Source organism: Bartonella melophagi K-2C (genome assembly GCF_000278255.1).
Classification (GTDB): domain Bacteria; phylum Pseudomonadota; class Alphaproteobacteria; order Rhizobiales; family Rhizobiaceae; genus Bartonella; species Bartonella melophagi.
In genome coordinates, this window is record NZ_JH725081.1 from 253,215 (window position 1) to 268,705 (window position 15,491).

The window sequence follows — 15,491 nt, forward strand, 5'->3', positions numbered from 1 at the left end:
ATAGAGAGGCTATTTTGATCAAATCAGAGCTCATACAAATTATTGCTCATTATAACCCACATCTTCTTCAGCGTGATGTAGAAAATATTGTAAATGCTGTTTTTGAAGAAATTTCAACAGCGCTCATTAATGGCGACCGTATTGAACTTCGTGGTTTTGGAGCTTTTGCCGTCAAAAGTCGTTCAGCGCGCAATGGTCGTAATCCACGAACAGGTGAAACCGTTGTCGTTGAAAAAAAATGGGTCCCTTTCTTCAAGACAGGTAAAGACTTGCGGGATCGACTGAATAAATGAGTAAACTAATGACAACCAAACGTATTCTTTTGGCAATTATTTTAGTGCCTCTTACAATTTTTTTGATTGCTTTTACTGTAGCTAATCGTCAAATTGTTACTTTAACGCTTGATCCTTTTCGAACTAATTCTGAAAATTTTACTTACCAAGCTCCCTTTTTTGTTTGGCTTTTTATTTTTCTTGCTCTTGGTATTTTGTTGAGTAGTACAGTGCATTGGCTTATACAACGTCAATATCGTAAAGCTCTTAAAAAGAGTAAAGCAGAGCTTGAGAAATTAAAGACGTCGATTGCTGAAAACCTTAATATAATGACGCCTTAATGAATTTCATCCTTATTGTGTTTGACAATGAATCTTAAAGGTATTCTTGCTTTTTTTATAATTTTTAATTAACTTCAAACTTTCACATTATTCTAGAAATTCAATAGTCTTTCATAATAAACCTTCTTGCAAAGAAAGTACTATAATACCAAATATGTCTGCAAAATGCTTTCAAACACATTTCAATGGTGTGTACCCGCAAGAAAAAATACCTCTTATTTTAGAAACAAGTCCCAGTGCAGATTATGCCTTAATTGACTCTGGTAATGGACGAAAATTAGAACGTTACGGTTCTTACCGCATTATCCGACCGGAAGGTCAAGCACTATGGAAACCCGTTCTACCACAAAAAAATTGGACAAATGTTGATGCTATTTTCAAAGAGAATCGAGATGAGGAAGGTATTGGTCGCTGGCATTTTCCAAAAAAACAACTTGATGAAACATGGCCTCTTTTTTGGAATGGTTTGCCTTTTTGGGGACGTTTTACTTCTTTTCGTCACGTAGGTGTTTTTCCCGAACAAGATGCTCACTGGCGTTTGATGGAAGAACAAATTATTCAAGCCAAGCACCCTATCAAATTGCTCAATCTTTTTGGTTACACAGGTGTTGCTTCTTTGATTGGTGCACGTGCAGGTGCAGCTGTCACCCATGTTGATGCTTCTAAAAAAGCTATCACTTGGGCAAAAGCTAATCAGGAAAAAGCAGGATTATCAGATCGTTCTATTCGTTGGATCTGTGACGATGCTGTAAAATTCGTTGAACGCGAATTACGTCGTAAAAAAACCTATGATATAATTCTTCTTGATCCTCCTGCTTATGGACGTGGACCTCATGGTGAGGTTTGGCAATTATTTGATCATTTACCAGAAATGATTAAAAATTGTCGCAACCTTTTATCTGATAAACCATTATCCATCGTGCTTACAGCCTATACTATTCGTGCTTCTTTTTATGCACTTCATACTTTAATGCGTGACGAATTCATAAATCTTGGTGGTATAATTGAATCAGGAGAACTAATTTTGCGTGAAGAAACTGCTGGACGTGCTCTTTCTACTTCTCTCTTTAGCCGTTGGATTGCTTGAACATGGATACACAAAAAACAGGTCAAGTTAAAGAAATCACCTCTCTTAGCAACCCTATTATTAAAAGCCTTAAAGCACTCAATCAAAAGAAGAACCGTAATCGAGATAGAGTCTTCATGGCAGAAGGACTTAAACTGGTGATTGATGCTTTAAACCTTGGCTGGATAATTCAAACACTTATTTTATCTAAAAATAAAGTTGGTAACACTGTTATTGAAAATATAGCTGCACGTACTGTAGCTCATGGTGGTTTTGTCATTAAAGCTTCACAAAAAGTTATGGAATCTATTACCCGGCGTGATAATTCGCAAACAGTTGTTGGCATTTTCAAACAACAGTGGCACCCTATTGAAATGATAAAAGGACTAACTCAAGATGTTTATATTGCACTTGATCGTGTACGTGATCCTGGAAATCTTGGTACCATTATCCGCACTGCAGATGCAGTGGGAGCAAAAGGGGTTATGTTGATTGGCAAAACGACAGATCCTTTTTCACCCGAAACAGTACGTGCAACAATGGGATCAATTTTTTCCGTACCACTCTACCGTTTTAGTGAAAGCGCCTTTTTGAATTGGTCTACACACTTTAAAGGCATCATTATTGGAACACATCTCAAAACATCTGTTGATTATCGTACCGTTGATTTCAAAAAAGGTCCTATTATACTTTTAATGGGAAATGAGCAACAAGGTTTACCCGATGTCCTTGCTGATCGCTGCGATCAACTGGTGCGCATTCCGCAAAATGGACGTGCCGATTCGCTTAATTTGGCTATAGCTACAGCTATTATGCTTTATGAAATTCGCCGTCCTTATTTAACACTTGAACCTATGTGAGGTCAAAATATGACACACAAATCATTATCCTTCCTTTTTTCTGGTTTGTTTATTACAGTTTTACTTGATCAAGCGATAAAATTTTGGGTTATACAGACTATACCTTTAGAAACAAAAATTCCGCTTCTTCCTTTTATTTCGCTTTACCACGTACGTAACTCTGGTATTGCATTTTCATTTCTTTCTTCTTTTTCCCATTGGGGACTCATTGCTTTTACGCTCATCATTATTGTTTTCCTTTTATGGTTTTGGAAAAATATCGAGCATAATAAAATTTTAACACATTTTGGTATTGTCTTGATTATTGGTGGAGCAATCGGAAATCTTATTGATCGTGTTCGTTTCCATTATGTTACTGATTATATATCATTCCACATTGATGGTATCTTTTCTTTTGCTATTTTCAATCTCGCTGATACTTTCATAACACTTGGATCCATTGCCGTGTTAATTGATGAATTTCGTATTCTTGCTTCGAAAAAAACGCTATCTCAATAAATAATACTTCCGCGAAATAATTTACCCCATTAGCCATATTTATGAAGTTATTTCTGCTATAAATATAACCTCTTATTTTATCTACTGATAAGGTTAACCCACAACGTATTTATATTCTATATTCTATCTGCTACTGTTTTTTCTTTACAGAGCTTAGTGAAACTGTAATCCTAATTTACAATAGAAAAATTCAATATTCACTCTTTAGTTGCGATATTATTAAAGCTTTTTCCAGCTTTGTGTAGTATTTTTAATGTATAATTATGTATAATGAAGCCGTATCGTTAGAAAACTAACACTGGATTGATATTATGGATTTAAGCTAATAGAAAAAAATGCTTTTAGATTAAAATCTAACATCTCATAGACTATTTTAACGTTCTTTACTGCCGTCAAGTAAATGGTACAATATTGGAGATATTAGTAAAGCAGGTTTTATTACTGTTTTAGATTATTCTGATTTGTTTTTATAAAATTGACGATATAAAAATAGTGCCTGTTTTGACCATTGAAGTACTGACAACTAAAATTTGGCCTAGATAGTACTTCAGTTATGAATTATTGACCCAAAATAGAAAAATTTTTAGTATTCATTAAAAAATAAAGTGCTTAACTAAATTTTTGAAATTATGCACATTAATAAATATTACTGAATATAGCTAATTCTTTTCAGATTTATTCAAACAAAATTGTTTATTCTTGCTACTGATAAAATAGATTACCTAATCTTTTAAAATTATTCTTGAAACAATTAAATATTTCCAGTTAAAATGCGCTCTTTCATTACGACTTTGTAAGTTTTCCTTTCAATAAAAGTCTCTTGTAATTTTTAAATAAATCTCCATAATAGAGAAGCGTATGCTGGAATTTTACCAGCAGCGTTTAGGGTTGTTTATATGAGCTTAATAATAGCTTATATAACGTTATTAAAAGGAATTTTTACCTTTTAATCCTAACTCGTGACGGAACATATGCTAAAGGACTTTTTATTATGGCTGATTTCAAAAATTTACGTTCGGCGTCTGTTTCTCATGCCGATGCATCAATCGATCAAGGATTGCGCAGTTATATGCTGGGCGTCTATAACACAATGGCCATTGGTTTACTTATTACAGCTTCCGCTGCTTATATAATTGCATCATTGGCCACAACAGCAGATATAAATCAAGCAGCTGCACAAATTAATGGTAGCGTTTACTTAACATCATTTGGAGTGACATTTTATACGTCGCCTTTATCTTATGTCATTATGTTTTCGCCGCTTGTTGCTGTATTGTTTCTCAGTTTTAAAATCAATACGCTTAGTACCAATGCTGCTCGTAGTCTCTTTTTTGGTTATGCAGCGCTCGTTGGCCTTTCATTGTCATCAATTATTTTGCGTTACACACCTGAAAGCATTGTGCAGACTTTTGTTATCACTTCTGCAGCTTTTGGCTCTCTTTCGCTTTACGGCTACACTACAAAACGTGATCTTACAGCGATGGGATCGTTCTTGTTTATGGGGTTGATCGGCTTGCTACTTGTTATGGTCGTTAATATTTTTCTGGGATCAAGCGCCTTGCAATTTGCTATTTCAGTAATTGGCGTTCTCGTTTTTGCGGGTTTAACAGCTTATAATACACAGACTATCAAATTAATGTATTATGAAGGTGATGCAGATGACACTCGTGGTCGTAAAATTATTATGGGTGCGTTAAATCTCTATCTTGATTTCATTAATATGTTTGTTTTCTTGTTGCAATTTTTGGGTTCAAATCGCAATTAACTATACAGTTATTGTTTTATTAAAAAGCCTTGTTTCATTCAAGAAACAGGGCTTTTTTGTTTTTAATATAAGCTCGTATTCTCTAATCTTTTAGCATTATATTTATGTGTACTGAACAACTAACTCAAACATAAAATGATAAAGAAGCCTCACAAACCAAAATTTCGCTGGCCCACTGCATTTATCCAGCAAAAGCTTCATAAACCTCTCTTAAGTGTTATTCGTAATCGTTCTGGTTACCGACCAAATATTGTCAATTGCGACAACGATTATGATCTTATTGTTGCTTCTTATAATGTTCATAAATGCGTAGGTGTTGATAAAGTTTTTAACCCTACTCGCATTGTACGTGTTATTGCAGAATTACAAGCTGACATTCTCGCACTCCAAGAAGCGGATAAACGTTTTGGTGAACGCATTGGTTTGATTGATCTTAAATTGTTAAAAGCTGAAACAAATCTGATTCCTGTACCTTTGAATACCATGTCACCCAATGGACATGGTTGGCATGGTAATGCTCTTTTTGTGCGTCAAGGACGGGTGCATGATATTTTACAAATCTCCCTACCTGGTATTGAACCACGAGGTGCTATAATGGCGGAATTAGAAATGGAGACAGGTTTTATTCGCATTATCGCAGCTCATTTTGGCTTGTTACGCCATTCTCGTAATCAGCAAGTAAAAATGCTTCTTACACTTTTGCAAAAACGTTCTTTTATGCCCACACTACTTATTGGTGATTTTAATGAATGGCGAGTAGGGAAAAAATCGTCATTAAATCATTTTCTTCCTTACTTTGATATCACACTAGGGATTGTACCAAGTTTTCCCTCTCGTTTCCCTTTTCTAGCCCTTGATAGAATTTTTGCTTTTCCTCCCCATTTGGTAACAAAAATTGAAAGTCATTATTCACCATTAGCACGCGTTGCATCAGATCACTTACCAATTAAAGCCCACCTTAATCTTGCCAACGTAATGACTCCGTTTAAAGACCAAATAAGTGAGAAAAACTAATGTGCCTCATTCCAGTTTTGAGCAGCTACGACTTTTACTTTAAGAGGGACAGACAAAGATAATGCGGGCATTGTAGCATTTTCCATTACCTTTTTAACAAGGACCTTTGTTTTTTCACTCTCAGTTTCTAGTACTTCAAAAATTAGTTCGTCGTGAACCTGTAGTAGCATTTTTGCTGACAGTTTTTCTTTTTTCAAAGCACCTTCCATTTGGATCATAGCACGGCGAATGATATCTGCAGCTGATCCTTGAATTGTTGCGTTGATAGCAGCTCTTTCATTGAAAGTGCGGATTTGTGAATTAGTCGCTTTTATTTCAGGGTAATGAATACGACGTCCAAAAATTGTTTCTACATAACCATGTTGGCGCGCAAATGATTTAGTCGTTTCTATATAACCTTTAATTCCTGGAAACCTTTCAAAATAAATATCAATATAGTGACTTGCCTCGTTTCGTGAAATATTTAATTGATTTGCCAATCCAAAAGCTGAAATACCGTAAATAATACCAAAATTAATCGCCTTTGCACGTCGGCGTATATCTGAGGGCATCCCTTCTACTGCAACTCCAAATACTTGCGATGCGGTTATAGCATGAATATCTTGATCCTGTGCAAATGCCTCTTTCAATGCAGTGATATTGGCGATATGTGCAAGAATGCGCAATTCAATCTGACTATAGTCGGCCGATAATAGTACACATCCCTTTGGAGCAATAAAAGCTGTTCGAATTTTGCGCCCTTCTGGCGTCCGTATTGGAATATTTTGTAGATTGGGCTCTGATGAAGATAACCGCCCTGTTGATGTCGTTGCTAAAGAATAATTAGTGTGAACACGCCCTGTCTCAGGCAAAATGTAATAAGGTAAAGCATCTGTATAAGTGGATTTTAATTTTGTAAGTTGGCGCCAATCAACGATTTTACGCGGTAAAGTATGATTTTCAGCAGCTAATTCTTCTAAAATTTGCGCAGAAGTTGACCACTGACCATTTTTGGTTTTAACACCCCCAGGTAAACCCATTTTACCAAAAAGAATATCACTTAATTGTTTTGGTGAGGCAATATTAAATCGTTCACCAGCTAGCTTATAAATTTCCTCTTCCAGAGAAAGTGCAGCCTGCGCTAACTCACATGAGAGACGCGAAAGAATTTGCCTATCAACCAGAATCCCTCGTTCTTCCATTTTTGCAAGAACTTCTATTAGTGGTCGATCAAGACGTTCATAAATTTTCGTCACTCTTTGTGCAACAAGTTGTGGCTTTAAAACTTGCCATAACCGTAGCGTTATATTGGCACTTTCTGCTGCATAAAAGGTTGCCTGTTTTAAATCTACTTGTGCAAAAGAAGTAACTTTCTTTCCGTTATGCGTTAAATTTTTGTAAGCAATTGGTTTATGCTTAAGCCATCGTTCAGACAAAATACTCCTATCATGAGTCGAAGTTCCAGTATTTAGAGCATATGATATAAGCATTATGTCATCAAAAGGTTGTATCACAATGTTGTATCGTTTCATAATCAACCAATTATATTTCATATTATAGCCAATTTTTAATATAGCTTGATCTTCTAATATTGGTTTTAAAAGCGTTAAAACCTTCTGTGTTTCAATTTGTGTGACTACATGCCCACCTCCTAAAAGGTCACATCCTTCTTCAGTGTGTTCTAGTGGTATATAAGCTGCTTTTTCTGGTTGTAATGCTAACGAAAAACCAATAATTTTCGCTTGTATAGGATTCAATGAGGTTGTTTCTATATTAAAAGCAAAATAACCTTGCTCTTGTACTTCCAATAACCATTCTCTTAAGATTTTCTCATCAAGGATGATCTTATAAGAATCTCCTATATTTTTTTGTACAAGAACCTGATCTTTACGTTTTTGTGCCAAAGTTTGTGGTGAATCTTTACAGAAATCATGGGTTAATAATGGACCAACTTTCTCACTATCCAAGTCAGGCCCATGAATAGTTTGGGTCCACTCAGTATCTACATCAAGTGCATCAATAACCTCTGCATCACATTCTGTTGCTTCTGCTACACGACGGGTTAACGTTGTAAATTCCATAGCTTTTAAAAAAGCAATTAAACGCGGGCCATCTTGTGGTTCTAAAATGAAATTATCTAAATTATTGTCTATAGGTACATCTGTTTTAAGCTTTACTAATTCACGAGAAACCTTTGTTTGCTCTTTATAAGCTTGAATATTTTCACGCCGTTTCACTTGTTTGATTTCTGCTGCGTGTTGCAATAAGAGATCGAGAGTACCAAATTGATTCAGTAATTGTGCTGCAATCTTTGGACCAATACCTGGAACACCTGGAATATTGTCTGTGGGATCTCCAACTAAAGCTTGCAAATCAATCATTTTTTCAGGCGTTACACCCCATTTTTCTATGACTTCAGAAACACCGATATGTTTATCTTTCATTCCATCATATAAAGATACATGCGTATTTACCAATTGCATTAAATCTTTATCTGAGGAGATAATTGTTGTTTTTGCTCCCGCTTGAGTTGCTAGTCGTGCATAGGTCGCAATTAAGTCATCTGCTTCAAATCCTTTTTTTTCGATGCAAGGCAAATTAAAAGCTTTTGTAGCTTGTCGTATCAGTGCAAATTGAGGAACAAGATCTTCAGGAGGAGCTGCACGATTGGATTTATATTGAGGGTAAATTTGTTTACGAAATGTATCAGACGAATAATCAAAAATAACAGCAAAATGGGTTGGCACAATACCAACAGCCGTATTGCGAGTATCACAAAGTAATTTCCATAACATGTTGCAAAAACCGGCTACAGCCCCTACAGGAAGCCCATCCTTTTTGCGTTTTAAGGGTGGTAAAGCGTGATAAGCGCGAAAAATGTAACCTGATCCATCAACTAAAAATAAGTGATCTTTTGTTTCCATGATAATTTCATTTCTTCGTTTTAGCGCAAAACAAATTTATTTTTATATTTTTTTCGATCTCATTTCAAAATTTATAGAGTTGCCTCTGAAAAGCCATTTTTTTGTTTTTATAAGGTATAAAGCCGTTGCGTTTTATAGTTGGTACCGAGAGCTTTTCTTTGTTATTATAGGATATGATAGCTTTCATTTTACTCCTTCTATGATAGCTGAGGTACAACGTAGCGGTAAGGCCGTTGTGGTGTTCCCCTCCCCACAACGGTCGTATCTTTAAGAATTATATTACCTAATCCAAATTTTTAATAATTTTTTCAAAGAAACTTAAATTCTTATTAAAAAATTTTGAAGTTATTCCACAAAGCTTTATCGCCTATTTTTTTAACTAAATCAGCGTGCATATTTTTTTCTTGTGCGCTTAACCTTGAAGGTAAAGCGTGGGGACGAACTTTAATTGTATGGGGAATATTCTTGCTATTTTGAACATTTTCATCAAGGTCACTATTGTTATCAAAACTAAGTACACCCTGTTTTCCACCAATTAACTCAATATAAATATCAGCAAGAATCTCCGCATCAAGTAGAGCACCATGAAGAACACGATTGCTATTATCAATTCCAAGACGTTTACATAAAACATCAAGAGAATTAGGTCCCATAGGGAATTTTTGCCGTGCTATCGCCAGTGTATCAATGACATTGTCAACACTGATAAGCGGTTTATTGATCCGCCCTAATTCCGCATTAAGAAAGCTTATGTCAAAACTTGCATTATGAGCAACCATTGTTGCACCATCGATAAATTCTAAAAACTCATCAGCAATATCTTCGAATTTCTTTTCATTTTTTAAACGTTCATTGGTCAATCCATGAATCGCTACAACTTCATCAGGGATAATGACTCCTTGCGGATTTAAATAAACATGGAATTGACGTCTCGTAAGATAACGATCAACCATCTCTACACAACCAATTTCAATAATACGATCGCTGTCTTTATCTAAACCCGTTGTCTCGGTATCAAAAATAATTTCACGCATTTCTTTAATTCTTTAAAGATACATCCTTTAATAAACTCTTTATTATATGAAAAACTTGTTGACGTGTATTATCTAAACTTTTTCCCGTATTAATGACAAAATCCGCACGTTCTTTCTTTTTTTCATCGGATATTTGTTTGGCACTGATCACTGCAAATTTTTCCTCACTCATATTCGGACGATTCATTACACGCTTCTTTTGTATTGCTGATGGTGCAGACACAACAATTACACTATCTACTCGATTTTCACTGTTTGTTTCAAAAAGAAGCGGAATATCAAGGACTATTAGTTTTTTTCCCTGTTGGCGTGCTTTATTAACAAATTCTTTCTCTTTTTTCCAAACTAAGGGATGAATTATTTTTTCTAAAGTTTGTAATTTTTCGTCATTATTTATCAAAACTTTAGAAAGTTTTAAACGATTAACTTGACCATTTTCAACAACACCTGGAAAAGTACGTATAATAAGTGACAAAACCGGCTCACTACAATAAAGTTGGTGCACTACTTCATCAGCACTAAAAACAGGAACACCTGCTTGTTCAAAAAAACGAGCAATTGTTGATTTGCCCATGGCAATTGATCCGGTCAATCCTATAATTTTCATATTTTATTTTCACTCATATCCTCTACAATTGCTGTTCGCAATGCCTTTGTTACAAGCGGTCTTGTTCCAAACCACCGTTCAAAACCAGGTACAGCCTGATGTAAAAGCATACCAAGCCCATCGACTGTTTTCAAACCATGAGCTTTTGCTTGTTGTAAAAAAGGAGTTGTCAATGGAGTGTAAACAACATCTGTTACCAATGCTGTTGGTTTAACTTTATGAAAATCAAAAAAAACACCCTTTTGTTTGCTATAAAGATTTGTCATACCTACAGAAGTTGCATTAACAATGAAATCAACTTGATAAAGTATTTTGTAAATATTATGCCAGTCATAAACCTCGACAGGTTTTCCAAAATACTCAGCCAAATCGTCTGCATGTTGTTTTGTACGATTAAGCAAGAAAATACGTTCAAATCCACGTTTTTTCAAGATATATAAAACAGCGCGTGCAGCACCTCCTGCACCAAAAACAAGTGCTGTTTCTTTAACCCAATCAGGAGTAAATTCATCAAGATTAGCACTAAAACCATACGCGTCAGTGTTTGTAGCACAAAGTTTTTGTCCTTCAAACCATAACGTATTAACAGCACTAATAGCCGTTGCTACCTCATCCTTATAAGTTGCTAAATGAAAAGCTTCCTGTTTATGGGGTAAGGTAACGTTGCCTCCACAAAAACCCCTTTTTTGTGAAGATATAAGAAAACTTTTAAACTCTTCGGTTTTTACCTCTTTTGCAAGATATTCACCTTGTAAACCATATTGTTTGAGCCAAAAATTGTGAATTTTTGATGATTTTGAATGATGAATAGGATAACCAGCAATAAAAGCACACGGATATTTTTTTTTGTAATTTATTGCAAAATTAACCATCAATAACTCCCAAATGACGCAATTTAGCCAATAAAGGTAATAATGGTAAACCAATAATAGTAAAAAAATCTCCTTCTATTTTTTCAAAAAGATGGATTCCTTCTTTTTCAATTTGATATACCCCTACACTTTTTAAAACATCCGCCCCTACACGCGTTAGATAACGTTCAATGAATTCTGATGAGAGAGAACGTACCGTCATATGAGCACTAAAAGCTTCAACCCAAATTTCTTGACCATTTTTGACTAAAGCTATTGCACTATGAAGAGAATGTATTTTTCCTGATAAAGCACGTAATCGTTGATGTGCTTCTTTAATATTTGAAACTTTATGAAAAATCTTACCCTCCAGATCAAGTATTTGGTCACAACCAATAACTAATGCATGAGGAAAACGCTTAGAAACATTTTTTGCTTTTGCACTTGCAAGGAAACAACTCGTTTCTTTAGGAGTTTTAGTCTTTATTTTCTCTTCCACTTTTCGTTCATCAAAAGAGGCAGCTTCAATGGAGAATTTTAAACCAGCTTTGTCTAACAATTGTGCGCGATAGGAGCTAAGAGATGCTAATATTAACATATTTTCATCCATAATTTTTTTCATCTTCTCTCACGAAATTGTGATAAAAGTTTAAATACCGCTGCTGCAGTTTCTTCAATAGAGCGTCTTGTTACATCAATGATAGGCCAACCAAAACGTTCATAAATACGTTTTGCATAAATCAACTCTCTAGCTATGCTGGTGCGATCAGTATAATTTTCAATAGCAAAATCTTCTCCCAAATCTCGATTTTGGCGAATATGTGAAATTCTTTCAGCCGAAGCAATTAAACCAACAACTAAGATATTTTTTTCTTCTAAAAGAGTTTGTGGTAAATCAATTCCTGGAATAAGAGGTATGTTAGCAGTTTTTATTCCACGATTTGCTAAATAAATGCTTGTTGGTGTTTTAGAAGTTCTTGAAATTCCTACGAGAATTACATCTGCATCTAATACACTATCAGGAGATTGTCCATCGTCGTGCTCTATTGTAAAATTCAACGCTTCAATACGGCGAAAATAATCTGCATTAAGACCGTGTTGCGCACTAGCACGTAAATTTGTTGGTGTTCCAAGATAAGACTGAAAAGCATTTAAAACAGGATTTAAAATGGCAACACAAGGAATGCCTATTTTGGCACATACTTTACTGAGAAGTTGCTTCATTTCTTCATCAATAATTGTGTAAAGAACAATACCCGGCTCTTCTTGAATTTCATCAAGAATTTTTTGCAACTGTGTTTTATTACGAATCATCGGGTAAAGATGTTCTACTGCCTGATACATCGTGTATTGCGATGCAACAGCTCTTGCAGCAGAGATTAATGTTTCCCCCGTTGCGTCAGAAATCATATACAAATGAAAGCTTTTTTTTTCTTTTTGCATAGAAATTTTAACTTCTTGTTAAGAAATGTGCATAGAATTTCACAATTTATTTATAAAATAAAAACTTTTAAAAAATATTTTGTTATTATGCACAAACTAGACGACTGTGATAAATAAATTTCTCTTCTAAAAAAGAATGGGGATAATATTTCTAAAGTATTTTTATTATTTACTTTTTTTTTCTCTTCTTTGTGGATAAAACTGAGGACGAAACAGTATAACTAATGATCCACATTAAACACAGGTTTTAATAAGAAGAATCCTTTTTTAAAACTATATTTTAATTTAGATTTTTTTAAAATTATAGTGATTAATATTCCAATTACAATAAAATAAAGTATAAATCTCTATTGTTATTATATAGATAATAAGTTTTTATTCCACGATTTGCTAAATAAATGCTTGTTGGTGTTTTAGAAGTTCTTGAAATTCCTACGAGAATTACATCTGCATCTAATACACTATCAGGAGATTGTCCATCGTCGTGCTCTATTGTAAAATTCAACGCTTCAATACGGCGAAAATAATCTGCATTAAGACCGTGTTGCGCACTAGCACGTAAATTTGTTGGTGTTCCAAGATAAGACTGAAAAGCATTTAAAACAGGATTTAAAATGGCAACACAAGGAATGCCTATTTTGGCACATACTTTACTGAGAAGTTGCTTCATTTCTTCATCAATAATTGTGTAAAGAACAATACCCGGCTCTTCTTGAATTTCATCAAGAATTTTTTGCAACTGTGTTTTATTACGAATCATCGGGTAAAGATGTTCTACTGCCTGATACATCGTGTATTGCGATGCAACAGCTCTTGCAGCAGAGATTAATGTTTCCCCCGTTGCGTCAGAAATCATATACAAATGAAAGCTTTTTTTTTCTTTTTGCATAGAAATTTTAACTTCTTGTTAAGAAATGTGCATAGAATTTCACAATTTATTTATAAAATAAAAACTTTTAAAAAATATTTTGTTATTATGCACAAACTAGACGACTGTGATAAATAAATTTCTCTTCTAAAAAAGAATGGGGATAATATTTCTAAAGTATTTTTATTATTTACTTTTTTTTTCTCTTCTTTGTGGATAAAACTGAGGACGAAACAGTATAACTAATGATCCACATTAAACACAGGTTTTAATAAGAAGAATCCTTTTTTAAAACTATATTTTAATTTAGATTTTTTTAAAATTATAGTGATTAATATTCCAATTACAATAAAATAAAGTATAAATCTCTATTGTTATTATATAGATAATAATTATTAAATTAAAATTTAAAATATATGCATAATAATAAAAAAATAAAATTTAAGATTATTCATTTAAGCAAGATAAGTTATTTTTATAGTATTTATTTAATTTCCAAACTTAATCATAATTATTACTTTTATTATTATTATTTTATTAAACACAAATCCAAGCTAACAGAGTAACACTTGCAGTTTAAAAGAGTTAAGTGTATAATATTTATTTCTTAAATAAGAATATTTTATTCTTCAAATTTCTCATAAATTCATTGAATTTTTTATTCAAAAACAATTCCCCATTTTAATTAAAGAGAATATTTCATGCAAGAAATGAAACTACAAGAGCTCAAAAGTAAAAACCCCGTTGAACTTGTTACTTTTGCTGAAACATTAGAGGTTGAGAATGCTTCATTAATGCGTAAACAAGAATTAATGTTTGCTATTTTGAAAAAACTCGCTTTACAAGACGTAGAGATTATTGGGGAAGGTGTTGTTGAAGTTTTACAAGATGGGTTTGGATTTTTGCGATCTGCTGATGCTAATTATCTTCCAGGGCCTGACGATATTTATCTTTCTCCTGCACAAATTCAGTCTTTTTCTTTAAAAACAGGAGATACGGTTGAAGGTCCTATTCGTGGGCCAAAGGAGGGAGAGCGTTACTTTGCTCTTCTTAAGATTAATACAATTAATTTTGAAGATCCTGAGAAAATCCGCTATAAAATTCATTTTGATAATTTGACACCTCTTTATTCAAATGAACGTTTTCAAATGGAAATGCAAGATTCTACAAATAAGGATATGTCATCACGAGTTGTTGATTTAATATCTCCGTTAGGAAAAGGCCAAAGAGGATTAATTGTAGCACCTCCTCGAACAGGAAAAACGGTTTTACTACAAAATATTGCTCACTCTATTACAACTAATCACCCTGAATGTTATCTTATCGTTCTTTTGATTGATGAGCGTCCAGAAGAAGTAACAGATATGCAACGTTCTGTAACAGGGGAGGTAATTTCTTCTACCTTTGATGAACCAGCAATACGTCATGTACAAGTAGCTGAAATGGTTATTGAAAAAGCTAAACGCTTAGTTGAATATGGACGTGATGTTGTTATCCTCCTTGATTCTATTACACGTCTTGGACGTGCATATAATACGGTTGTTCCCTCATCAGGTAAGGTTTTAACAGGTGGTGTTGATGCAAACGCTTTACAACGTCCTAAACGTTTTTTTGGTGCAGCACGCAATATTGAAGAAGGTGGATCTTTAACTATTATCGCAACGGCTTTGATTGATACAGGTAGTCGTATGGATGAAGTTATTTTTGAAGAATTTAAAGGAACAGGTAATTCAGAAATCGTTCTTGATCGTAAAGTTGCTGATAAGCGTATTTTCCCAGCTATGGATGTTTTAAAGTCAGGAACACGCAAAGAGGATCTTTTAGTAGCTCGTCAAGATTTACATAAGATCTTTGTACTTCGTCGTATTTTGGCACCTATGAATGTAACAGATGCAATTGAATTTTTAATTGATAAATTGAAACAGACAAAAAATAATAGTGAATTTTTTGATTCAATGAACACTTAGAA

At 34.0% G+C, this 15,491-nt stretch carries 14 protein-coding genes and 1 pseudogene; 8 read left to right on the plus strand and 7 right to left on the minus strand.

The window, feature by feature from the left end; all coding sequences use genetic code 11:
• Positions 1 to 14 precede the first annotated feature (14 nt).
• The 7 genes from ihfB to ME3_RS01010 all read left to right on the plus strand — a co-directional run bounded on the left by ihfB (position 15) and on the right by ME3_RS01010 (position 5,816).
• Positions 15 to 293 carry an integration host factor subunit beta gene (ihfB, locus tag ME3_RS00980; RefSeq protein ID WP_007476280.1) on the plus strand — a complete coding sequence of 93 codons (279 nt, stop codon included), beginning with the start codon at positions 15 to 17 and terminating at the stop codon, positions 291 to 293.
• A gap of 8 nt (positions 294 to 301) precedes the next feature.
• The gene (locus tag ME3_RS00985) at positions 302 to 613 is read left to right on the plus strand and encodes a LapA family protein (protein WP_007476281.1); all 312 of its coding nucleotides are present in this window, start codon (positions 302 to 304) and stop codon (positions 611 to 613) included.
• 154 nt (positions 614 to 767) lie between these two features.
• Positions 768 to 1,700 (plus strand): class I SAM-dependent methyltransferase, encoded by a 933-nt coding sequence (locus tag ME3_RS00990; protein WP_007476282.1) that lies wholly within the window; start codon positions 768 to 770, stop codon positions 1,698 to 1,700.
• Positions 1,701 to 1,702: 2 nt separating this feature from the next.
• The gene (locus ME3_RS00995; RefSeq protein ID WP_007476283.1) at positions 1,703 to 2,539 is read left to right on the plus strand and encodes a TrmH family RNA methyltransferase; all 837 of its coding nucleotides are present in this window, start codon (positions 1,703 to 1,705) and stop codon (positions 2,537 to 2,539) included.
• 9 nt (positions 2,540 to 2,548) lie between these two features.
• Positions 2,549 to 3,037 (plus strand): signal peptidase II, encoded by a 489-nt coding sequence (gene lspA, locus ME3_RS01000; protein WP_007476284.1) that lies wholly within the window; start codon positions 2,549 to 2,551, stop codon positions 3,035 to 3,037.
• 991 nt (positions 3,038 to 4,028) lie between these two features.
• The gene (locus ME3_RS01005; RefSeq protein ID WP_007476285.1) at positions 4,029 to 4,802 is read left to right on the plus strand and encodes a Bax inhibitor-1/YccA family protein; all 774 of its coding nucleotides are present in this window, start codon (positions 4,029 to 4,031) and stop codon (positions 4,800 to 4,802) included.
• A 135-nt stretch (positions 4,803 to 4,937) separates the two neighbouring features.
• Positions 4,938 to 5,816, plus strand: coding sequence for an endonuclease/exonuclease/phosphatase family protein (locus ME3_RS01010; protein WP_007476286.1), 879 nt, complete (start codon positions 4,938 to 4,940; stop codon positions 5,814 to 5,816).
• On the opposite strand, the gene polA is transcribed toward ME3_RS01010, so the two are convergent.
• From polA to ME3_RS01045, 7 genes and pseudogenes are all read right to left on the minus strand, one after another.
• The gene (polA, locus tag ME3_RS01015; protein WP_007476287.1) at positions 5,813 to 8,719 is read right to left on the minus strand and encodes a DNA polymerase I; all 2,907 of its coding nucleotides are present in this window, start codon (positions 8,717 to 8,719) and stop codon (positions 5,813 to 5,815) included. The genes ME3_RS01010 and polA overlap by 4 nt on opposite strands.
• Positions 8,720 to 9,048: 329 nt before the next feature.
• Entirely contained in the window at positions 9,049 to 9,753 is a 705-nt protein-coding gene (gene dnaQ, locus ME3_RS01020; protein WP_007476288.1) for a DNA polymerase III subunit epsilon, read from the minus strand.
• Between the two features lie 4 nt (positions 9,754 to 9,757).
• Positions 9,758 to 10,360, minus strand: a complete 603-nt coding sequence (coaE, locus tag ME3_RS01025; RefSeq protein WP_007476290.1) for a dephospho-CoA kinase — start codon at positions 10,358 to 10,360, stop codon at positions 9,758 to 9,760.
• Positions 10,357 to 11,232, minus strand: a complete 876-nt coding sequence (locus ME3_RS01030; protein WP_007476292.1) for a shikimate dehydrogenase — start codon at positions 11,230 to 11,232, stop codon at positions 10,357 to 10,359. The genes coaE and ME3_RS01030 overlap by 4 nt, the downstream gene beginning before the upstream one ends.
• Positions 11,225 to 11,821, minus strand: coding sequence for a Maf family nucleotide pyrophosphatase (locus ME3_RS01035; protein ID WP_039952430.1), 597 nt, complete (start codon positions 11,819 to 11,821; stop codon positions 11,225 to 11,227). Before ME3_RS01035 ends, ME3_RS01030 begins: the two co-directional genes overlap by 8 nt.
• A gap of 8 nt (positions 11,822 to 11,829) precedes the next feature.
• On the minus strand, positions 11,830 to 12,654 hold the full coding sequence (locus tag ME3_RS01040; RefSeq protein WP_007476296.1) for a pyruvate, water dikinase regulatory protein: 825 nt from the start codon (positions 12,652 to 12,654) through the stop codon (positions 11,830 to 11,832).
• A 370-nt stretch (positions 12,655 to 13,024) separates the two neighbouring features.
• Positions 13,025 to 13,543, minus strand: a pseudogene (locus ME3_RS01045) (kinase/pyrophosphorylase); the annotation flags it as partial.
• 680 nt (positions 13,544 to 14,223) lie between these two features.
• Between ME3_RS01045 and rho the strand changes: the two are divergent.
• A complete protein-coding gene (gene rho, locus ME3_RS01050; RefSeq protein ID WP_007476302.1) occupies positions 14,224 to 15,489 on the plus strand; it encodes a transcription termination factor Rho in 1,266 nt (421 codons plus the stop codon).
• Positions 15,490 to 15,491: the final 2 nt, after the last annotated feature.